Source organism: Sphingomonas pseudosanguinis (assembly GCF_052056765.1).
In the GTDB taxonomy this organism is placed as follows: Bacteria; Pseudomonadota; Alphaproteobacteria; order Sphingomonadales; family Sphingomonadaceae; genus Sphingomonas; species Sphingomonas pseudosanguinis.
The window spans coordinates 3,423,270-3,442,844 of the sequence record NZ_CP189888.1 but is presented as its reverse complement, the minus strand read 5'-3'; the positions used below and the strand labels follow the sequence as shown (position 1 = coordinate 3,442,844).

Here is a 19,575-nt window from a genome sequence, read left to right as displayed (position 1 = left end):
GGCGGTCGCGATGCGGCCGCCCTTTTTCGTGTCGTCGGCTCGTCGGCTGACTGGCAACCATGTTGACAACTCATCCCCTCGATCGGGGCTCATGGCAACATGTGCTCAGCACACTTCCCGCTCTCACATCCCACTAAAAGGTAAATTTTTCGGGATTTGACACCGCTTTAGTATCAAGCAAAAATGGTGATCGTGTCGCAAGGAGTCGTTACCCATGCCACAACACGTCGTCAAAGCGGTGAAACACTAGGTGGAATTGCCGCGCGGTTTGGAATGACGTGGCGGGAACTCGCTTCCGCCAATGCTATGCGGGACGCCGATCTTATTCGGATCGGTCAGATCCTGAACATTCCGGAGCGCGGCGCAAGGACATCATCGAAACCGCGGATCAAGCCCGCCGATCCACCACGCGATCATGCCCCGCCCGTCCGTCCCGTGCCGGGTCGGGAAGGAACGACCAGAATATTCCTCTCCAAGCTCATGGCGTTTGGGGATCGGCAGGCCAAGGCAGACTTCGAAGCAGGCAAGCGGATGGTCGTGGCACTCCGGGTCGCCACAAATTATCGCGAGCACCTGAACGCATTGTACGATGACAAGATCGCGGTCTTGCGAAAGCTGGACGACGGCACCGTGCAGATCAGGACGTTCGACGGCAGCACGGAGCCGGCGGGTGCCTATGCGCATGGGCAAAGGCGCGCCGCCAAGGGATCGCACACAGACATGGACGGCGATGGTCGTATGGACCTCGGCCGCTTGCTGCCCGGCAGCTATCGATACCGCAAGCGTGAGGGCAATTTCATGGGAGCGGTTGCGTTTCGCGCGACGAAAACCCAGCCAGCCGAGCGTGACACCAATCAAGACGGCCAGTTCGATACCCGCGACCGTCATCGCATCGATCGCAGCGGCGCTCAGCGATCCATCCTGATCCATCGCGGCGGCTCCGAACGCTTTACCGGATCGGCCGCGTGCCAGACGATCAAGCCCAGCCAATATGCCTCGTTCCTCGCCGCGATCTCCATCACGTCACAACCGGAATTCAGCTATGTCCTTGTCCGTCGTTGATCACCCGTTCCTTCGCCTTGGGGCGGCCTGTATCGCGCTGCTGGTCTTGCCGGCCTGTGGTTCCGCCACGGATGGCAATATGACATCGCCAATATCCGGCGATGCCGTGCGTGGTGGCGGGAACGACGCCGCGTCTCGACATGATGTCGCCAAGACATCGCTGACGAACAGTAGCAACACCGAAATCGTGCCCGGTGAGGTTGCCGGGGACGAGGCCCCGCCCGAACGCGTGCACGGACGCTGGCGTGTCGTCGAGGAGACGGGCACACTGGGCGCGAAGGGGATGGTCGGCCGAATCCTGTCGTTCGACGATGCGGCGCTGGGCTGGATCGGACCAGATGGCAAGACCGAGCCGGGATGCCGCGATCCCTTCTACCATATCGTGTCCGACGCGTCGGAAGCGCGCAGCTTTTCCCGGCCCTTCAAACCCGCCTGGGCCAAGTTCGGGCTTGCGCAGAATCGCGTCGGTGGGCTGCATGTCTGGGAATGCGGCGATGGTGACGAGATTTTCGGTCCGTCCGAGCCGGCGGCGGGGTCGGCCTTTTATCCGGTTGGCCAGGATCAGCTGATGATGAATTGGCTGGATGGAAACATCCTCTTGCTGCGTCGCGAAGGATAAGAGCCCCCGGTATCGGATGCCACGGGGCGGACGGGGATAAGCGTCACGGGTCGTTGCATATCCACTGGCATCCCGGTCCCACCCGCCCTATCTTCCCCTTATGTCGTTCTTCGGCCGCTTCTCCCCCGTCCGCGCCATTCGCGACCTGCGCCTGTTCCTGTCGCAGCGTCATCCCGTCGAACTGGTGTTCCTGATGGTCGCGGTCGGGATCACGGGCTTCTTCATCTACGCCTTTGCCCGCGACGATTATGTGCCGGTGCCGTACAAGCCCAACATCATCTATGTCGAACAATGGCCCGCCGATCGCACCGATGCGCAGATCCGCGCGCAGCAGAAGATCGACTTCGTGAAGAAGAAGGAACGGCTGGCGGAGGAAAAGGCCGCCAGGGAGCAACGCCAGGCCGAGTTCAAGAAGGTCGATGACGCACTGAACAAGTGGGGCATCTGATCGACCGGCGCTGGATGGGCGCGGCGCTGGCGCTGGCGGATCGCGGCACCGGCCGGACCGCGCCCAACCCCAATGTCGGATGCGTGCTGGTTCGCGATGGCCGCGTGGTCGGGCGCGGCTGGACGCAACCGGGTGGACGCCCGCATGCCGAAGCGATGGCGCTGGCCGAAGCAGGCGACAATGCACGCGGTGCCACCGCCTATGTCACGCTGGAGCCGTGCGCGCATGTCTCGAGCCGAGGTCCCGCCTGTACCGATTTGCTGATCGACGCCGGAGTCGCGCGCATCGTCGCGGCGATGGGCGACCCCGATCCGCGTACCAATGGCCAGGGCTTCGACCGTGCCCTCGCCGCCGGGATCGCCGTGACGGTCGGCGTGCGCGAGGCTGAGGCGCGGGCGATGATCGCGGGCTTCCTTACCCGCCGTGCGAAAGGCCGCCCTTTCGTCACGCTCAAGCTCGCCACCTCGCTCGACGGCCGGATCGCGCGGCCCGATGGGACGAGCCGCTGGATCACCGGCTCCCGCGCGCGCGCGCATACCCATCTCGAACGTAGCCGGCATGAGGCGATCCTGGTCGGGCGCGGCACCTTGGTGGCCGATGCGCCCCGGCTCGACGTCCGCCTGCCGGGACTGGAAGGGCATAGCCCGCGCCGCATATTGCTCTCCCGCACGCCGGACAAGGATTGGGAGACGATCCCCTCCCCCGCCGACATCGCCGATCTGGCAGGCGTCGACCGGTTGATGGTCGAGGGCGGCGCGCAGACCGCCTCCGCCTTCCTTGCCGGCGATCTGGTCGACCGGCTGCTCCTCTACCGTGCGCCCATCCTGATCGGCGAGGGTCGCGCGGCGCTGGGCGAGATCGGGCTGGCCTCGCTCACCGACGCGCATGGGCGTTGGCGCCTGCGCGATTCGCGGATGCTTGGCAGCGACCGGTTGGAGGTCTACGAACGCGCCTGATATGTTTACCGGGATCGTCACCGACATCGGCTCCGTCACCAGCGTGGAAACATGCGGCGACACGCGGGTCGTCATCGCCACCGCCTATGATACGGCCAGCATCGACCTGGGCGCATCGATCGCCTGTTCGGGCGTCTGCCTGACCGTCGTCGAGAAAGGCCCCGACTGGTTCGCGGTCGACGTCTCGGCCGAGACGATCAGCCGTACCGCCGACCAGTGGACGACCGGCCAGCGGCTGAACCTGGAACGCGCGATGAAACTGGGCGACGAGCTGGGCGGGCATATTGTCACCGGCCATGTCGACGGCGTCGGCACGGTGGTATCGGTGGCGGAGGAAGGCGGATCGCACCGCGTCTTCGTATCCGTGCCCGCCGACCTCGCCCCCTTCATGGCGACCAAGGGTTCGGTGACAGTCGATGGCGTCTCGTTGACCGTCAACAGCGTCGAGGATGGCGCGCCGGAAGACGGAGGCGACACCGTTTTCGGCCTGAACATCATCCCGCACACCGCCGCCGTCACGACATTGGGCGGCATCACCGAAGGCCAGCGCGTCAATATCGAGATCGACGTGCTCGCCCGTTATCTGCAGCGCATGGAGCATTATCGTGGCCGCTAATCCCGACGCTTTGGCCGGTCTGCGGCGAGGGTTTCTCTCCAGCCCCGAAGAGATCATCGACGAGGCACGTAACGGCCGCATGTTCATCCTGGTCGATGACGAGGATCGCGAGAATGAGGGCGATCTGGTCATCCCCGCGCAGATGGCGACGCCGGAAAAGGTCAACTTCATGGCGCGGCACGGGCGCGGGCTGATCTGCCTCGCCATGACCCGTGAGCGGGTCGACACGCTCGGCCTGCCGCTGATGAGCCCCAAGAACGGGACCCGGCACGAAACTGCCTTCACTATCTCGATCGAGGCGCGCGAGGGCGTGACGACCGGCATCTCGGCGGCTGACCGCGCGCGGACCATCGCGGTGGCGATCGACTCGAGCCACGGCGCCGATGCGCTGGTGACGCCGGGCCATGTCTTCCCGCTGGTCGCGCGCGATGGCGGCGTGCTGGTGCGGGCGGGCCATACCGAGGCGGCGGTCGATGTCGCGCGCCTCGCGGGCCTGAACCCCTCGGGCGTGATCTGCGAGATCATGAACGAGGACGGCACCATGGCGCGGATGGACGACCTCGTGTCGTTCGCACAGCTCCACAACCTCAAGATCGGCACGATCCGCGACCTGATCGCCTATCGCCGCCGCTACGACCATCTGGTCGAGTTGCAGTCCGAAGCGACGTTCGAGAGCGAATGGGGCGGCACCTGGACCGCGCGCGCCTATCGCAACAAGGCGACGGGCACCGAACAGGTCGCGCTGGTCAAAGGCAAGCTCGACACCGACCAGCCGGTGCTGGTGCGGATGCACGCGCTGTCGCCCTTCGCCGATGTCTTCGGCGAGGCGGGATCGCGAGGCGCGCTGCTCGCCAAGTCGATGCGGATGATCGCCGAGGAAGGCTCGGGCGTGATCGTCGTCATCAACCGTCCGCGTACCGACGCCTTCACCACCGCCGTCCGCCTGAAGGCGGGCGAGGAGGTGCAGATCGATATGGAGGAACTGCGCGATTACGGCGTCGGCGCGATGATCCTGGCCGAGCTGGGCGTGCAGGACATGGTGCTGCTGACCAATACCCATCACACGCTGATCGGCCTCGACGGCTATGGCCTGTCGATCGTCGGCGAACGTCGTATCGAGAATTTTGAGGGAGACGCCTGATGGCGCATGTGTTGATCGTCGAGGCGCGCTTCTACGAGCATCTGAACGACCTGCTGCTGGCGGGCGCGCGCGCCGCGATCGAGGAAGCGGGTCACAGCCACGAGACGATCACCGTCCCCGGCGCGCTGGAAATCCCCGGCGCGGTGGCGATGGCGGCGGACTCGGGCCGTTACGACGCCTTCGTCGCGATCGGCGTGGTGATTCGCGGCGAGACCTATCATTTCGAGATCGTCTCGAACGAGAGCGCGCGCGGCCTGATGGCGCTGACCATGGACGGGCTGCCCATCGGCAACGGCATCATCACCACCGAGAACGAAGCGCAGGCGCTGACCCGCGCGCGTCCGACCGAGAAGAACAAGGGTGGCGAGGCGGCCAAGGCGGCGCTCGCCATGCTGGCGCTGAAGGGCCGGTTCGGGTGACATCGCCCGTCCTCCAGACCGAGCGGTTGACCTTACGTCTCCCCTCGGCGGAGGATTTCGAGGCCTGGGCAGCCTTCCATGCCGAGGAGGACACGATGCGCTTCCTCGGCGGCGTCCAGGCGCGCGGGGCGGCGTGGCGATCGCTCTGCACCATGGTCGGCGCATGGAGCGTGCGCGGCTTCGCCATGTTTTCGGTGATCGAGCGCGACACCGGCCGCTGGGTCGGCCGGATCGGCCCCTGGCAGCCCGAGGGTTGGCCGGGGCGCGAAGTCGGCTGGGGCATCGCGCGCGAATTCGTCGGGCGCGGCTATGCCCATGAAGCAGCGGTCGCGGCGATGGACTATGCGGTCGACGTGCTGGGCTGGGATCATGTGATCCACACCATCGATCCCGACAATGTCGGTTCGATCCGCCTCGCGCAGCGTCTGGGTGCAGTGAATCAGGGGCCGGTCAGTCTCCCCGCCCCGTTGGAGAATTTTCGGGTCGATGCCTGGGGGCAGAGCGCCGATCAAAGGCGTGCCCACCGGCAAGGACGGTGCGCGTGACAGACATGCCCCCCACCCGCTTCCGTGTCGTCGAGCGCGGCCGGCGGCTGGAGGTGATCGATACACAGGCGAAGAAGCCGTACGCCCCGGCACCCCAAAAGCCCCTCGATCTCGCTAGCCTGCCGACGGGCGCTGTTGATCGTGCCAAGGCTAATGACCGAGCATGGCTGCCGACCAAAATCCGCTTTGACGGCGGGTCGGTCTGGACGACGCAGCGGTTTTACGACGCCAAAGGCCCCCGCACCCTGACATTGAACGCCGGCACGGTCGGGCAGCTGCGCATGGCGGCCGGTATCCTGATCGCCGCCTTCATCGGCTGGCTGATCCTCGCGAGTTTCGTGCCCGCCTTGCTGGGCCTGCCCCTGCTGCTCGCTTCGGAGAAAACCCGCGAGACGCTTCGCAACGCCGTGACGGATTGGATCGATCGGCTGCAATCGACTCCGTAAGGACGGGGAGAGGTTGCCCCCTCCCCCAATTCGTTAAAATGCGAAGGCAAATTGCCGGATGTCCCGGCGAAGACGCCGATAGCCCCTATCGTTGGGGAAATCGTGTCCCCTTCAAATACCCTCGCCGGTCAGTCGCTGGCAGACCATGTCCAGCTGATCGAGCGTCGAATAGCTGAGCGTCAGCGTACCGCCCTTCTCGCCATGCGCGATCCGCACCGACAGGCCGAGCAGATCGGCAAGCTGGTTTTCCAACGCGGCGATGTCCGCATCGGGCACATCCTGACCCTGGCCCTTCGGCGCACCACTCTTGTCCGACGCCCCGGTGGCATTGCGCCCGCCGCCCTTGGCCTCGCGCGTCAGCTTCTCGGTCTCGCGAACGCTGAGGCCCCGCGCGATCACCTGATCGGCAAGCGCTTCGACCTCATCGGCGCCCAGCAGCGCGCGGGCATGACCCATCGACAGCGCGCCGTTGACCACCTGTGCCTGCACGGTGTCGGGCAGTTCGAGCAGACGCAGCAGATTGGCGACATGGCTGCGCGACTTGTGGACGATCTTGGCGAGCGCTTCCTGGGTATGGCCAAATTCGCCGGCGAGCCGCTGATAGGCCTGTGCCTCTTCGATCGCGTTGAGGTCCTGGCGCTGGATATTTTCGATCAGCGCGACTTCGAGCGTCTGCGCATCGTCGAAGTCGCGGACGACGACCGGCACCTCGTGCAGCCGCGCGCGCTGTGCCGCGCGCCAGCGGCGTTCGCCGGCGACGATCTGATAATCCTTGCCATGCGGGCGCACGACGATCGGCTGGATCAGCCCGCGCGCCGCGATCGAGGCGGCGAGTTCGTCGAGCGCGGCTTCCTCGAAATGCCGCCGCGGCTGATCGGGATGCGGCGACAAGGCCCCAACGGGGAGCATGCGCACGCCGCCGATCGCGGGCTGGTCGCCCGGCCGGATCGGCGCCTCGCGCGCCATGTCGCCAAGCAGCGCGCCCAACCCGCGTCCCAGGCCGGGGCGCGGACGCTTCGCGGTCGTCTCAGCGCTCATGCCGCCGCCGCGCCCGGCTGGGTGGTCAGCGGCAAACGCGCGATCAGTTCACGGGCCAGCGCGATATAGGCCTGGCTGCCGACGCAACGATGGTCATAGATCAGCGCCGGCAGGCCGTGGCTGGGCGCCTCCGACAGCCGGACGTTGCGCGGAATCACCGTATCGAACACCACACCTCCCAAAACGGCGCGCACATCCGCCGACACCTGATCGGTCAGCCGGTTGCGCCGGTCATACATCGTCAAAGCCACGCCCAGGATCGCCAGCCCCGGATTGAACCGCGCGCGAATCCGCTCGACCGTGGTCAGCAGTTGCGACAGCCCCTCCAGCGCGAAGAACTCGCATTGCAGCGGTACGAACAGCGAATCGGACGCGACCATCGCGTTGATCGTCAGCAGCCCAAGCGAGGGCGGGCAGTCGATCAGGACAATGTCCCACCGCCCCTGCGAGCGCCGCATCGCATGATCCAGCCGGTGGGTACGATCCTCGAAATCGACCAGTTCCAGTTCGGCCCCCGACAGATCGACCGTGGCGGGTACTATGTCGAGACGCGGCACCTGTGTATGGACGACCGCGTCATCGATCCGCGCTTCGCCGAGCAGCACATGATAGCTGGAGAAGACCCGCTGGCTGTTGGGAATACCGAGGCCGGTCGAGGCGTTGCCCTGTGGATCGAGGTCGATCAACAGAACCTGAAGCCCGGTCGCCGCCAGGGCGGTGGCAAGGTTGATGGCGCTGGTGGTTTTGCCCACCCCGCCCTTCTGGTTCGCGATCGCAACGCAGATCATCGGGCCCCTACTCGGTCGAGGATCACGATCGACGACTCGGTCGATGTGATGCTATGTTCCACGTGAAACACGAAGCGCCATTGCCGGCTTAGGGTCTTGATCTCGCGCTCGTCAAGGCGGCCGCGCGGCAGCAGCCACCGCGTATTCTGTTTGCCGCAATGCGCCGCCGCGCGCAAAAGATTTTCGACTGTCGCCACGGCACGAGCAGAAATAATGTCGGCCTTCAGCTGGACCGCCTCGATCTTGGAGGCATGGACGCTGACCCGGTCGGCGATCCCCAATGTCTCGGCACAGTGCTGAAGGAACTCGGCCCGGCGCTTGCGCGGCTCGACCAGCGTGACCCGGCCGGGCCAGGCAAGCGCGACGACCATGCCGGGAAAGCCGCCGCCGGTGCCGATGTCGATCCACTGACCATCCGCCCGATCGGCGAGCGGGATCAGTTGCAACGAGTCGAGCGCATGCCGCGCCCAGATGCTGGCAATGGTCGACGGTGCGATCAGATTCTGCTGGTCATTCTCGACCACGACCAGGTTGAGGAACCAGTCGATCTTGCTCGCGGCGTCCTCGCCAAAGCGCTGGACCGCCCAGTCGCGCGCTTGTTCTTCGGTCATGCCGCCATCTTTCGTGCGTGAAGGAGAACCGCCGACAGGGCGGCGGGAGTGATGCCCCGGATGCGCGACGCCGCCGCCAGGGTCGCCGGCCGCGCCAGGCTCAGCCGGTCGATCATCTCCTGCGACAGTCCGGGGATCGCGGCATAATCGAGCGAGGCGGGCAACAGGATCTGCTCATCGGCACGGAGCCGTGCGACCTCTTCCGCCTGTCGCTCGACATAGGGGGCATAGCGCGCATCCTCCAATGTCTCGGCGACGACGGCAGGGTCTAGCCCCTCTGCCGCCTCGGGCGCGACATGCGCCAGCGTGACGCCATCGAAGCGCAGCCACTCATAAGCGGTCCGCCGTGCGCCATCCTGGGCGATCGCCGCCCCGCTGCGCGCGAGATCGGACGCGGTCCGCACCGTGGCCAGCCGATCGCGCAGGGTCGTGCGTTGTTCCAGCCGCCGCGCGCGATGCGCCAGCCGCTCGGGCGACAGACATCCTGCCTCCTCGGCGATGCGGCCCAGCCGGCTCTCGGCATTGTCGGCGCGCAAGGACAGGCGATACTCGGCGCGTGCGGTCAGCATGCGATAGGGCTCAGTCACGCCCTGCAGCACCAGATCGTCGATCATCACGCCGAGATAGCTCGAGGCGCGGTCGAGGATCACTGGCGCCAGATCGCAGGCCAGCGCGGCGGCGTTCAAGCCGGCGATCAGCCCCTGCCCCGCCGCTTCTTCATAGCCGGTCGTGCCATTGATCTGGCCGGCGCAAAACACCCCCGGCAACGCTCCCAGCGCCAATCGCGCATCGAGAGCGCGCGGATCGATATGATCATATTCGACCGCATAGCCAGGCAGCGTGATCACCGCCCGCTCCAGCCCCGGCATGGAGGCGATCATCGCCTCCTGCACATCGGTCGGCAGCGAGGTCGACAGGCCATTGGGATAGACCAAAGGATCGTCCAGCCCCTCGGGCTCCAGGAAAATCTGATGGCTGTCGCGATCGGCGAAGCGCTTGATCTTGTCCTCGATCGACGGGCAGTAGCGCGGGCCATTGGCCTCGATCGCGCCGGTGAACAGCGGCGATCGGTGGAAGGCCGCCGCGATGATCGCATGGGTTTCTTGCGTCGTCCGGGTGATCGCACAGGCGATCTGCGGCAGCGGCCGGCTCGCCGTCATCGGCGACATGGTCCAGGGATCACTATCGGAGGGCTGCTCGTCCAGCCTGGCCCAATCGATCGTCCGTCCGTCGAGACGCGGCGGCGTGCCGGTCTTCATCCGTGCCATGGGCAGCCCTAGCGCGCGCAGCTGCTCCGCCATTCGGGTCGCGGCGCGCTCGTTGATGCGGCCGCCGAGATGTCGCTCCTCCCCCCGGAACAGTCGCCCGCCGAGGAAGGTGCCGGTCGCCAACACCACCGCACGGCATGCCAGGACCGAACCATCGGCCAGCTGCACACCGGCGATCCGGTCCCCTTCGAGCACCAGCGCTTCCGCTTCACCCTCGACGATGGTCAGGTTCGCTTGCGCAGCCAGCATTGCCTGGATCGCCCCGGCATAGCGCCGTCGGTCGGCCTGGACGCGCGGACCCTGGACAGCCGTGCCCTTGCTGCGATTGAGCATCCGGTAATGGATCGCACCCTGATCCGCCGCACGACCGATCAGCCCGTCAAAGGCGTCGACCTCGCGCACGATATGGCCCTTCCCCAATCCGCCGATCGCCGGATTGCAGGACATGGCACCCAGACCATGACGATCGAAGGACAAAAGGGCCGTATGCGCACCCCGGCGCGCAGCCGCTGCGGCGGCTTCGGTTCCCGCGTGACCGCCACCGATCACTACGACATCAAACATGCCCCCGCCCTACCGGAAGGACGGGTCAGCGTCAAAGCGATCCCCACCGACATTCTTTGGTGAACGTTCCACGTGGAACAATCACTTGCCGAGGCAGAAGCGTCCAAACAGCGCATCGAGCATCGTCTCGGTCGCACTCACACCGAGTAACGCGGCCAGCACCTGACGCGCCAGACGAAGCTCCTCGGCCATCAGCAACGCGTCGGACCGCGGCGCGCTCAGCAACGCCAGGGCGGCCTTTTGACACTGATCCTGCTGATGCCGCTTGAAGCCCAACGCATCCTCACGCGGCAGCAAGGCCGCCGCCCGCGCCGCCAGCTCATCCCATAGCGCAGCGATCGCCCCCCCATCGTCGCGACGCACAGCCAGCGCGCGACCATCGGGCAAGGCCCCCCGCCCCGGCAGATCGGCACGCGAATGGAGCCATAGCGCATCCTCACGCGGGGGCGGCGTATCGGCCAGCCAGAGCAGGATGTCCGCCTGCGCCATCGCCTCCTGCGCACGGGTGACGCCGATCGCCTCGATCACGTCATCAGTGTCTTCTGCCAGCCCCGCCGTGTCGGTCAGGACATAGGCGATACCACCACGCAGCACCGTCGCCTCAATCCGGTCGCGCGTGGTCCCCGCGATCGGCGAAACGATGGCCGCGTCACGCTCGGTCAGCAGATTGAGTAATGTCGACTTACCGCTATTGGGCGGCCCCGCCAGCACGACGCGGATACCGTCATGCAACCGGTCCACCGGCGGCCGATCGACCGCCTCCAGCATCGTCCGTCCAAGAGCATCCATCTCGTTGCGGATGTGCTCCAGTGCCGCCGCATCGAGCGGAACGTCATCCTCTTCCGCGAAATCGAGCATCGCCTCGATCGCCGCCGATAGCGTGGCAGTGCGATCCATCCAGCCGCGTAACGCCTGGCTGACCCGCCCCTCGACCGCGCCGATCGCGGCACGCCGCTGGCGCTCGGTCTGCGCTTCGAGCAGATCGGCCAGCCCTTCCGCCTCAGCCAGATCGATCCGGCCATGGGTCAGCGCGCGACGGGTGAACTCCCCCGGCTCGGCGCGTCGAACGCCGGGATGCATCGCCAGCGCCGCTTCCACCGCCGCGACAACGGCACGCCCGCCATGGCAATGCAGCTCGACCAGATCCTCGCCGGTCGCGGTCGCCGGTCCGGGGAAGCACAGGACCAGCGCGGAATCGAGCGTCGCTCCACCCTCATCCCGTAACCTCCGCAGGCTAGCGCGCCGGGGTTCGGGTAGCCCGCCTGCCATGCGTTCGACCGTCGCAAAGGCACCCGGCCCGCTCACCCGGATCACCGCGATCGCCGCCGGCGGCTGTCCGCTGGAGACGGCGAAGATCGTATCGGCCATGCTCAGCCCTTCTGCCCCTCGAACATGCGACGCCACATCGCCATGCTCGCCTCCCCCATCGGTGCCCAGTTGCGCATCATCGCCTCGACCATTTCGGGCTTCACCCCCGACTCCATCGTATCGAGCATCATCTGGACATAGCGTTCATGGATCGGCGTCAGGTCGGGCAGGCCCATGGCGCGGCGCGCCTCTTCGGGCGTGCAGTCGATTTCCACATTCACTTTCATGCGCCATCCTCCATCACGCGACCAAGCGAGGCATAAGGCGTTATGGTCGCGTCGACCACAGGAGACCCGTATGACCGCCACCAAGACCATCGCCGCCACGTCCGGCGAGGGCCAATTCAACGCCTATTATGCCGAACCCGAGGGCAAGCCGAGCGCCGCGATCATCGTCATTCAGGAGATTTTCGGGGTGAATGCCGGCATCCGCCGCAAATGCGACACGCTGGCCGAGGCGGGCTATCTCGCGGTCGCCCCCGATCTTTTCCGCAAGATCGCGCCGGGCATCGAGCTGGACCCCGACGTCCCCAACGAGATGCAGCAGGCGCTCGACCTGATGGGGCAGTTCGATCAGGACGGCGGCATCCGCGACATCGAGGCGACGATCAAGGCGATCCGCGACGAGTATGGCGCGGACTTCAAGGTCGGCGTCGTCGGCTATTGCCTGGGCGGACGGCTGGCCTTCATGACCGCGGCGCGCACCGATGTGGATGCGAGCGTCGGCTATTATGGCGTCGGCATCGACGGCCTGCTGGATGAGAAGAACGCCATCGCCAAGCCGGTCCTGCTCCACATCCCGGAGGAGGATCACTTCGTCGACAAGGATGCGCAGAAGCGGATGCACGAGGGGCTGGACGATCACCCCAAGGTCACGCTGTATGATTATGCCGGTGAGGATCACGGCTTCGCGACCGAATTCGGTCAGCGCCGGTCGGATGAGTCCGCAAAGCTGGCGGACGAACGCACCATGGCGTTCTTTGCGGAGCATCTCCGTTGATATGAAAAAGGGGGGAGTCGATCACTCCCCCCTTCTTCGTCGTTGCGAGCGAAGCAAAGCAATCCAGGCCCGCAGCCCGAAGGCTGGATTGCCGCGTCGCTCCGCTCCTCGCAATGACGACGGCTTATACCTTGGCCAGCGCCTCGGCGATCAGCTTGCGGCTGTTCTCCACACCATAGAGCGCAATGAAGCTGCCCATGCGCGGCCCTTGTGCCGATCCCAGCAGCGTCTCGTACAGCGCCTTGAACCAGTCGCGCAGCGAGGGGAAGGCATCCGTCTTGCCGATCTCATAGACGATGTTCTGGATGTCCTCGGCGCTCGCCCCCTCGGGCAAGGCGGCGAGCTGCGCATCCAGCTGACGCAGTGCTTCTGCCTCATGCGGCTCGGGCGCGCGGCGCTGGAGCGTCGGCGTGACGAAGTCGCGGGCATAGGCCAGCGCATGGTCGATCAGCCGGTCGAGCTCCGGGTACTTCGCGGCCGATGCCTCGGGCACATAATTGGCGAGATAGCCCCAGACCTGTTCCTTGCTCGCCTCGCCCATCACGCCGACCAGATTGAGCAGCAGGCCGAACGTCACCGGCAGCTCGCCTTCGGGCAGCTTGCCGTCATGGATGTGATGCACCGGATTGCCCAGCTGCTCCTTGAGCGACTGGTTGGGGTAGTTCACCCGGAACTGCCAATATTCGTCCACCGCGCGCGGGATGACGCCCATGTGCAGCTGCTTGGCCTTTTTCGGCTCGCGATAGGCGAAGAAGGCCAGGCTCTCCTCCGGCCCATAGGTCAGCCACTGGTCGAGGCTGAGGCCGTTGCCCTTGGACTTGGAGATTTTCTCGCCATGCTCGTCGAGGAACATTTCGTAATTGAAGCCCTCGGGCGGACGCCCGCCGAGCACGCGGGCGATCTTGGACGACTGGGTCACCGAGTCGATCAGGTCCTTGCCGGCCATCTCATAATCCACGCCCAGCGCGACCCAGCGCATCGCCCAGTCGACCTTCCATTGCAGCTTGGACAGGCCGTCCAGCGCCGACTGGACGATCCGCTCGCCCTCATCCTCGAACGCGATCAGGCCGGCCTCGGCATCCACGACCTCGACCGGCACCTGGAGCACGATGCCCGACTTGGGGCTGATCGGCAGGACGGGTGAATAAGTGGCGCGGCGCTCGGCGCGCAGGGTGGGGAGCATCACGTCCTGGATGCCCTGGAAATGCTTGAGCACCAGCCGCAGCGCGTCGTCGAACCGGCCCGAGGTGTAATAGTCGGTCGAGGAAGCGAACTCGTAATCAAAGCCATAGCGGTCGAGAAACTGACGCAGCAGCGCGTTGTTGTGCGCGGCGAAGCTGTCGAACTTCTCGAACGGATCGGGGACCTGGGTCAGCGGCTTGCCGAGATGCGCGCGCAGCATCTCCTGGTTCGGCACATTGTCCGGCACCTTGCGCAGCCCGTCCATATCGTCCGAAAAGGCAATCAGTCGCGTCTTCTGATCCGACAGCGCGTGGAAGGCGTTGCGGACCATGGTGGTGCGCAGCACTTCGTTGAACGTGCCGATATGCGGCAGACCCGAGGGGCCATAGCCGGTTTCGAACAGGATCGGCTCGCCGCCCGGCTTGCCGTCGGGATAGCGTTTGAGGAGCTTGCGAGCCTCCTCATAGGGCCAGGCCTTGGACTCGAGAGCGGTGGAGCGGAGATCGTCTGTCATGCTTTTGCCTCTGGCAAGGCGGGGCGGGATGCACAAATGCATTTTGCGGTTTGATGGAGTTGTGCACGATATTATCCACAGGGGTCATGTGTTCCACGTGGAACAGATAGGGCGGTATTGCTTGGCATTCCCTGCCCCCATCCCCTCCCGCCTGCGGGAGGGGCGTGCATTGTCGAAAGGTCTTGCGCACTTCACGCGGTAAGCCCCGCCCGCAGGCGGGAGGGGTTTGGGGGAGGGCTACGCCCCAAACCGTAAAGCAAATGGCATGCACCCCGTTGCCAACCTGTTCCCACTCCCCCAAATCAACAAAGTGACCGCGCTCCCCCACCCCGCCCTTCATGCCAGCCATAGCGGTGTGTGGATTTCCACCGGGGGACAGACCCGCGCCGTCTCGCGTGGCGAGGCGATCGGGCTGGCTTCCGAAACCCCGGTCATTCTGCTCAACGCACCCTTGATCGGGCAGCGGCTGGGCTATGCCGAACTATCGGGTCTCGACATTCTCGAGCTGTTCGCCTTCCTGCGCCCCGCCCGCTTCGCCGTCCCGACCCCACACGGCTTGGCGCGCGCCTGCGGACTGGCGCCACCGCAAAGCGATGCAGAGGTTGCGGCCTTTCTGCTCCGCGCCACCGAGACGCTGCTCGCCATGCCGGACGGCGCATGGCCCGAGCGCGAAGGCGCGTGGACCGCCGCGCAGAGCCTCGCCCGGCTCCGCTGGCCTTGGGCACCGCTGATCGGCCCACGCCTCACCCGGCCTGAGCGCAACGAGCGCTGGCTGTTCAGCGCGCTGCCCGAATGGGAGGAGGATGCCCCCCGCCCCGCCCCGCGCACCATCGACCTGCCGCCCGCCGATGCCGAGGATCGCCTGCGCCACCTGACCGGTGAGGGTGCGGAGGAACGCCCGGGCCAGCGCGCCTATGCCGCGGCCGTCACCGCCGCCTTCGCGCCGCGCGCTGTGCGCGACACGCCCAATATGGTCTTGGCCGAAGCAGGCACGGGCATCGGCAAGACGCTGGGCTATCTCGCCCCCGCCAGCTTGTGGGCCGAGCGCGCGGGCGGAGCGGTGTGGATTTCGACCTATACCAAGGCGCTGCAACGCCAGCTGAGTGGCGAGACGGCGCGCATCTTTCCCGACCCCGTGTTGCGCAAGGAACGAGTCGTCACCCGCAAGGGCCGTGAGAATTATCTCTGCCTGCTCAATCTGGAGGATGCCCTGCAAGGCGGGTTCGCTGGACGCGCGGCGGTGCTGGCGCAGTTGGTCGCGCGCTGGGCGGCCTATAGCAGCGACGGCGATATGGTCGGGGGTGACCTGCCCGGCTGGCTGACCACCTTGTTCCGCCGCAACGGCTCGGCCGCGCTGACCGACCGGCGCGGCGAGTGCGTCTATGCGGGCTGTCCGCATTACCGCACATGCTTCATCGAACGGGCGGCGCGGGCGTCGGTGCAGGCCGATATCGTCATCGCCAATCATGCATTGGTCATGGTCAACGCCGCGCGCGGACGTGAGACGCAGACTCGGCCGACCCGCTATGTCTTCGACGAGGGCCATCACCTGTTCGACGCGGCGGACTCGATGTTCGCCACCGCGCTGACCGGTTCGGAGACGATCGAGCTGCGCCGCTGGATACTCGGCCCCGAAGCCGGATCGCGCGGACGTCGTCGGGGGCTGGCCGCGCGGCTGTCCGATGTCGCCAGCTATGACGAGGGCGGCAACCGCGCGATCGGCGATGCGGTACAGGCGGCGCAGGCGCTGGCGAGCGAGGGCTGGCTGGGGCGACTGGCGGAGGGCCAGCCCTTCGGTCCGATCGAGACTTTGCTGGCGGCAGTGCGCGGTCTCGCCTTCGCCCGCGCCGAGCAGCCGGGCGATGCCGGCTATGGCCTGGAAACCGAACTCGCCGACCCCTCCCCCGAACTGATCGACGCGGCCGGCCCCGCCGCCCATGCGCTCGACGCACTGCTGCGACCGCTGGTGACGCTGGGTCAGCGGTTGGAGGCGGTGTTGCAGGAAGCGCCCGACTGGCTCGACGGTCAAGCACGCGCACGGGTGGAAGGCGCGATCGCCTCGCTCGCCTGGCGGGCGGAGACGGTGGCGGCGTGGCTGTCGCTGCTCGCGCGGATCGGCGGACCAGTCGATCCCGATTTCGTCGACTGGCTGGCGGTCGATCGGGTCGAGGGGCGCGAGTACGACATCGGCCTGCACCGCCACTGGCTCGACCCCACCCGCCCCTTTGCCGAGATCGTGCTGAAGCCGGCGCATGGTGCGGTCGTCACCTCGGCGACCTTGCGCGCCGGCGGCGACTGGGATGTGGCGGAGGCGCGGACGGGGGCACCGCATCTGGCGCGCGGCCCGGCGCATTTCGTCGCGCAAAGTCCGTTCGATTATCCGGCCCGCGCCGAAGTACTGATCGTCACCGATGTGAAGCGCGGCGACATTCCCCAACTCGCCAACGCCTATGCGCGGCTGATCGCGGCGGCCAAGGGCGGGACGCTCGGGCTGTTCACCGCGATCCGGCGGTTGCGCGGCGTGCATGGCCGGATCGCCGACCGGCTGGCGCGCGACGGGCTGGCGCTGCATGCCCAGCATGTCGATCCGATCGACACGGGCACGCTGGTGGATATCTTCCGCGACGATCCGTCCGCTTCGCTGCTCGGCACCGATGCGTTGCGCGACGGAGTGGACGTGCCCGGCTCCTCGCTGCGGCTGGTGGTGATGGAGGGCGTGCCCTGGCCCAAGCCGACCGTACTGCACGCCGCGCGCAAGCTGGCGGGGGGCGGCAGCGCCTATGACGATCGGATCGTGCGCGCGCGGCTGGCGCAGGCGTTCGGGCGGCTGATCCGCCGTGCCGATGACCGCGGTGCTTTCGTGCTGCTGTCCGCCGCCATGCCGTCGCGGTTGCTTGATGCCTTTCCGCCGGGGGTCGCGATCAGCCGCGTGACGCTGGACGAAGCGGTCGCGCGGGTCGCGGGCCGGCTTTCCTCCGACGCCGCGATCGGGCATGGAGAGGCCGATACCCTGCCAGCCGCCGCCCCGGAGAATTCGATCCGATGAAGACGCTGACGCTGCTTCGCCATGCCAAATCCAGCTGGGACGATCCCGTCGCGCGCGACTTCGATCGTCCGCTGAATGCCAAGGGGCGACGCGCGGCGGCGATGATCGGCCGACACTTGAAGTCGCTTGACTTTCAATTCGATCACATCCTTGCCTCCCCCGCCGTGCGGGTGATGGAGACGCTGGACGAGGTGTGGAACGGCTATGGCCGGCGGCTGGAGCCGGTGTGGGACAAGGCGATGTATCTCGCCTCGGGCGCCAGCCTGCTCGATCTGGTCCATGCGCTGCCCGAGGATGCCGATCATGTCCTGATGGTCGGCCATAATCCCGGGCTCGAAGATCTAACGCTCGACCTGACGCTGGACGGGGAGCTGCGCGAGCGGGTGGAGGACAAATATCCCACCGCGACCGTCGCGCAGATGACCCTGCCGATCACCCGCTGGGCGGAAGCGCAATCCAACAGCGCGACGCTGATCGCCTTCATCCGTCCGCGCGATCTCGACCCCACGCTGGGTCCCGATACTCCCTGACTTATCCACAGCCATTCCGGCGATAGGATCATCGGTCCAACAAGGCTGAATGGCTCTTCCTGGCCGGAAACAGGGTGTGGATAACCCTGTCAGATAGGGGGCCCAATACCCCGCGTTTCCTGTGGATAAGCCTGTGTGCGATCGGCAGCACGATGCTGAAAACAATCATACGATCGGATGATAGAGCGAAACCCGAAAGGGCCTTTATTCTCTCACGATTTCAGTGTTTTGAATAAAATCATCACTGTGGATAACATGTTGGCAAAGGGTCGATAATCACCCCTTGCCTTCCAGCTTCGCCTTCAGCCCGGCCAGCGCGCCAAGAGGGCGTGCCTCTTCCTCGCTGATGACCCCCGCCTCCTTCAACACTGCCGCCGCGTTCGGGCTGCGCGGGAAGGGATCGAGCGCCAGCGCCATCGTCTCCGCCGCCGCTTCGCCCAGGTCGATCGCGCCGCCCTCGATCTCGATCGTGTCGAGCGTATCGCCGGACAGTTCGATCTCCTCATCCGTGCCGTACGCGGCGGGCTCGACGAAGCGCAGCGCGACCGGCTCGTCCACGGTCGCGGGCACGGGTTCGCCGGTGACCGAGCAAGGCTGGACCACCACGCTGCGCACCGTGCCGGTCACCAGGATGCCGGCGGCATCGCGGCGCACGACCAGATCGGCCTGAAGCCGGTCGATCGACAAGAGTCCGAAGCGCTTGGCCAACGCCGCGCGCTCGGCCGCGTCCGCTTCGATCGCGACCGGCTTTTCACGCTCGCCGATCGTGTCGATCTTTTCGGGGCGGCTCCATTCGGGGGTCACGGCAATTCTCCACTCATCAATCGGGCCAGCGGCATCGCCGCCAGCTGTTCGTGCAATAGGGTCAACGCGCGGCGGACGTGACCGACCGCATCGGCGTCGCCCGGCGCATCCCCCCGGTACAGGTTTCGCAGCAGCGCGGCATCCAGCATCGCCGGCTCCTCGGCCACCAGTGCCTCGCGATAGGCGGTCAGGCGACCGCCCAGCATCGCCATCATCCGGCCGATATGCTTGCCGACGACGATGTCGCCAATCCCCAACTCGCGCAACTGCCCGTCCATATCGGTCACGAACCGCTCGGTCAGGCGCGCGGCGGCCTCGGTGCCCTCCGCGCTCGCCTCCAGCCGGATCAGCACCAGCGACAGGATCGCGGCGATCATGTCAAACCGACCATCGACCGTGTCGGGCACTGCCCCGTCCAGATACCAGTGCGGTTCGCGCGCGCGCAGCACCACCGCATTGTACAGCGGCAGCACCGCATCGCCGTCCCGCCCGAAATAGCGTGCGGTCATCCGCTTCAGCCACGCTCCGGCCATCCGCCCCTCCCTCTTCACGCGGGCATCCACCGCGCTGACGCTTGTATGCGCCTTTCCCTTCGCATATCGAGGGGGCGA

21 protein-coding genes are annotated in these 19,575 nt (G+C 66.4%); 12 read left to right on the top strand and 9 right to left on the bottom strand.

Annotated features, from left to right (window positions below; all coding sequences use genetic code 11):
- Window positions 1-183 precede the first annotated feature (183 nt).
- The 9 genes from ACQHGV_RS15790 to ACQHGV_RS15750 all read left to right on the top strand — a co-directional run bounded on the left by ACQHGV_RS15790 (window position 184) and on the right by ACQHGV_RS15750 (window position 6,252).
- A complete protein-coding gene (locus ACQHGV_RS15790) occupies window positions 184-1,062 on the top strand; it encodes a LysM peptidoglycan-binding domain-containing protein (protein ID WP_440978887.1) in 879 nt (292 codons plus the stop codon).
- 79 nt (window positions 1,063-1,141) lie between these two features.
- A complete protein-coding gene (locus ACQHGV_RS15785) occupies window positions 1,142-1,681 on the top strand; it encodes a hypothetical protein (protein ID WP_440978886.1) in 540 nt (179 codons plus the stop codon).
- A gap of 100 nt (window positions 1,682-1,781) precedes the next feature.
- Window positions 1,782-2,129, top strand: a complete 348-nt coding sequence (locus ACQHGV_RS15780; protein WP_440978885.1) for a hypothetical protein — start codon at window positions 1,782-1,784, stop codon at window positions 2,127-2,129.
- Window positions 2,130-2,143: 14 nt separating this feature from the next.
- On the top strand, window positions 2,144-3,085 hold the full coding sequence (ribD, locus tag ACQHGV_RS15775) for a bifunctional diaminohydroxyphosphoribosylaminopyrimidine deaminase/5-amino-6-(5-phosphoribosylamino)uracil reductase RibD (RefSeq protein WP_440980226.1): 942 nt from the start codon (window positions 2,144-2,146) through the stop codon (window positions 3,083-3,085).
- 1 nt (window position 3,086) lies between these two features.
- Window positions 3,087-3,701: a riboflavin synthase gene (locus ACQHGV_RS15770; protein WP_440978884.1), complete on the top strand. Its 615-nt coding sequence runs from the start codon at window positions 3,087-3,089 to the stop codon at window positions 3,699-3,701.
- A complete protein-coding gene (ribB, locus tag ACQHGV_RS15765) occupies window positions 3,691-4,842 on the top strand; it encodes a 3,4-dihydroxy-2-butanone-4-phosphate synthase (RefSeq protein ID WP_312488255.1) in 1,152 nt (383 codons plus the stop codon). Before ACQHGV_RS15770 ends, ribB begins: the two co-directional genes overlap by 11 nt.
- On the top strand, window positions 4,842-5,261 hold the full coding sequence (gene ribH, locus ACQHGV_RS15760; protein ID WP_183951579.1) for a 6,7-dimethyl-8-ribityllumazine synthase: 420 nt from the start codon (window positions 4,842-4,844) through the stop codon (window positions 5,259-5,261). Before ribB ends, ribH begins: the two co-directional genes overlap by 1 nt.
- Complete coding sequence (locus tag ACQHGV_RS15755; RefSeq protein WP_440978883.1) at window positions 5,258-5,806, top strand: GNAT family N-acetyltransferase; 549 nt, start codon at window positions 5,258-5,260, stop codon at window positions 5,804-5,806. The genes ribH and ACQHGV_RS15755 overlap by 4 nt, the downstream gene beginning before the upstream one ends.
- Window positions 5,803-6,252, top strand: a complete 450-nt coding sequence (locus tag ACQHGV_RS15750; RefSeq protein ID WP_440978882.1) for a hypothetical protein — start codon at window positions 5,803-5,805, stop codon at window positions 6,250-6,252. Before ACQHGV_RS15755 ends, ACQHGV_RS15750 begins: the two co-directional genes overlap by 4 nt.
- Before the next feature lie 111 nt (window positions 6,253-6,363).
- Here ACQHGV_RS15750 and ACQHGV_RS15745 read toward each other — a convergent pair whose 3' ends face one another.
- From ACQHGV_RS15745 to ACQHGV_RS15720, 6 genes are all read right to left on the bottom strand, one after another.
- The gene (locus tag ACQHGV_RS15745; protein ID WP_440978881.1) at window positions 6,364-7,290 is read right to left on the bottom strand and encodes a ParB/RepB/Spo0J family partition protein; all 927 of its coding nucleotides are present in this window, start codon (window positions 7,288-7,290) and stop codon (window positions 6,364-6,366) included.
- Window positions 7,287-8,078 carry a ParA family protein gene (locus ACQHGV_RS15740; protein WP_007405343.1) on the bottom strand — a complete coding sequence of 264 codons (792 nt, stop codon included), beginning with the start codon at window positions 8,076-8,078 and terminating at the stop codon, window positions 7,287-7,289. The genes ACQHGV_RS15745 and ACQHGV_RS15740 overlap by 4 nt, the downstream gene beginning before the upstream one ends.
- Window positions 8,075-8,689, bottom strand: coding sequence for a 16S rRNA (guanine(527)-N(7))-methyltransferase RsmG (gene rsmG / locus ACQHGV_RS15735; RefSeq protein WP_440978880.1), 615 nt, complete (start codon window positions 8,687-8,689; stop codon window positions 8,075-8,077). The genes ACQHGV_RS15740 and rsmG overlap by 4 nt, the downstream gene beginning before the upstream one ends.
- Window positions 8,686-10,521: a tRNA uridine-5-carboxymethylaminomethyl(34) synthesis enzyme MnmG gene (mnmG, locus tag ACQHGV_RS15730; protein ID WP_440978879.1), complete on the bottom strand. Its 1,836-nt coding sequence runs from the start codon at window positions 10,519-10,521 to the stop codon at window positions 8,686-8,688. The genes rsmG and mnmG overlap by 4 nt, the downstream gene beginning before the upstream one ends.
- 81 nt (window positions 10,522-10,602) lie before the next feature.
- Entirely contained in the window at window positions 10,603-11,889 is a 1,287-nt protein-coding gene (gene mnmE / locus ACQHGV_RS15725; protein ID WP_440978878.1) for a tRNA uridine-5-carboxymethylaminomethyl(34) synthesis GTPase MnmE, read from the bottom strand.
- A gap of 2 nt (window positions 11,890-11,891) precedes the next feature.
- A complete protein-coding gene (locus tag ACQHGV_RS15720; RefSeq protein WP_183951587.1) occupies window positions 11,892-12,116 on the bottom strand; it encodes a DUF6489 family protein in 225 nt (74 codons plus the stop codon).
- 70 nt (window positions 12,117-12,186) lie between these two features.
- Here ACQHGV_RS15720 and ACQHGV_RS15715 point away from each other — a divergent pair, with 70 nt between their 5' ends.
- Window positions 12,187-12,888: a dienelactone hydrolase family protein gene (locus ACQHGV_RS15715; protein WP_440978877.1), complete on the top strand. Its 702-nt coding sequence runs from the start codon at window positions 12,187-12,189 to the stop codon at window positions 12,886-12,888.
- Between the two features lie 124 nt (window positions 12,889-13,012).
- Here the strand turns inward: ACQHGV_RS15715 and ACQHGV_RS15710 are convergent, their stop codons facing one another.
- Complete coding sequence (locus ACQHGV_RS15710; RefSeq protein ID WP_440978876.1) at window positions 13,013-14,584, bottom strand: lysine--tRNA ligase; 1,572 nt, start codon at window positions 14,582-14,584, stop codon at window positions 13,013-13,015.
- 310 nt (window positions 14,585-14,894) lie between these two features.
- Here ACQHGV_RS15710 and ACQHGV_RS15705 point away from each other — a divergent pair, with 310 nt between their 5' ends.
- Together ACQHGV_RS15705 and ACQHGV_RS15700 are read left to right on the top strand one after the other, a co-directional pair.
- The gene (locus tag ACQHGV_RS15705; protein ID WP_440978875.1) at window positions 14,895-17,630 is read left to right on the top strand and encodes an ATP-dependent DNA helicase; all 2,736 of its coding nucleotides are present in this window, start codon (window positions 14,895-14,897) and stop codon (window positions 17,628-17,630) included.
- A complete protein-coding gene (locus ACQHGV_RS15700) occupies window positions 17,627-18,160 on the top strand; it encodes a SixA phosphatase family protein (RefSeq protein WP_440978874.1) in 534 nt (177 codons plus the stop codon). The genes ACQHGV_RS15705 and ACQHGV_RS15700 overlap by 4 nt, the downstream gene beginning before the upstream one ends.
- Before the next feature lie 276 nt (window positions 18,161-18,436).
- On the opposite strand, the gene ACQHGV_RS15695 is transcribed toward ACQHGV_RS15700, so the two are convergent.
- Window positions 18,437-18,964, bottom strand: coding sequence for a YceD family protein (locus ACQHGV_RS15695; protein ID WP_440978873.1), 528 nt, complete (start codon window positions 18,962-18,964; stop codon window positions 18,437-18,439).
- The gene (locus ACQHGV_RS15690; protein WP_440978872.1) at window positions 18,961-19,497 is read right to left on the bottom strand and encodes a ubiquinol-cytochrome C chaperone family protein; all 537 of its coding nucleotides are present in this window, start codon (window positions 19,495-19,497) and stop codon (window positions 18,961-18,963) included. The genes ACQHGV_RS15695 and ACQHGV_RS15690 overlap by 4 nt, the downstream gene beginning before the upstream one ends.
- Window positions 19,498-19,575 lie beyond the last annotated feature (78 nt).

Bases quoted from the DNA above. Each gene is read 5' to 3' on its own strand.
- ribD (WP_440980226.1), top strand. From the start codon at position 2,144: ATGGGCGCGGCGCTGGCGCTGGCGGATCGCGGCACCGGCCGGACCGCG.
- ACQHGV_RS15700 (WP_440978874.1), top strand. From the start codon at position 17,627: ATGAAGACGCTGACGCTGCTTCGCCATGCCAAATCCAGCTGGGACGAT.
- ACQHGV_RS15720 (WP_183951587.1), bottom strand. From the start codon at position 12,116: ATGAAAGTGAATGTGGAAATCGACTGCACGCCCGAAGAGGCGCGCCGC.
- ACQHGV_RS15745 (WP_440978881.1), bottom strand. From the start codon at position 7,290: ATGAGCGCTGAGACGACCGCGAAGCGTCCGCGCCCCGGCCTGGGACGC.
- ACQHGV_RS15785 (WP_440978886.1), top strand. From the start codon at position 1,142: ATGACATCGCCAATATCCGGCGATGCCGTGCGTGGTGGCGGGAACGAC.
- mnmE (WP_440978878.1), bottom strand. From the start codon at position 11,889: ATGGCCGATACGATCTTCGCCGTCTCCAGCGGACAGCCGCCGGCGGCG.
- ACQHGV_RS15790 (WP_440978887.1), top strand. From the start codon at position 184: ATGGTGATCGTGTCGCAAGGAGTCGTTACCCATGCCACAACACGTCGT.
- mnmG (WP_440978879.1), bottom strand. From the start codon at position 10,521: ATGTTTGATGTCGTAGTGATCGGTGGCGGTCACGCGGGAACCGAAGCC.
- ribH (WP_183951579.1), top strand. From the start codon at position 4,842: ATGGCGCATGTGTTGATCGTCGAGGCGCGCTTCTACGAGCATCTGAAC.
- ACQHGV_RS15740 (WP_007405343.1), bottom strand. From the start codon at position 8,078: ATGATCTGCGTTGCGATCGCGAACCAGAAGGGCGGGGTGGGCAAAACC.
- ACQHGV_RS15770 (WP_440978884.1), top strand. From the start codon at position 3,087: ATGTTTACCGGGATCGTCACCGACATCGGCTCCGTCACCAGCGTGGAA.
- rsmG (WP_440978880.1), bottom strand. From the start codon at position 8,689: ATGACCGAAGAACAAGCGCGCGACTGGGCGGTCCAGCGCTTTGGCGAG.
- ACQHGV_RS15690 (WP_440978872.1), bottom strand. From the start codon at position 19,497: ATGGCCGGAGCGTGGCTGAAGCGGATGACCGCACGCTATTTCGGGCGG.
- ACQHGV_RS15780 (WP_440978885.1), top strand. From the start codon at position 1,782: ATGTCGTTCTTCGGCCGCTTCTCCCCCGTCCGCGCCATTCGCGACCTG.
- ACQHGV_RS15715 (WP_440978877.1), top strand. From the start codon at position 12,187: ATGACCGCCACCAAGACCATCGCCGCCACGTCCGGCGAGGGCCAATTC.
- ACQHGV_RS15710 (WP_440978876.1), bottom strand. From the start codon at position 14,584: ATGACAGACGATCTCCGCTCCACCGCTCTCGAGTCCAAGGCCTGGCCC.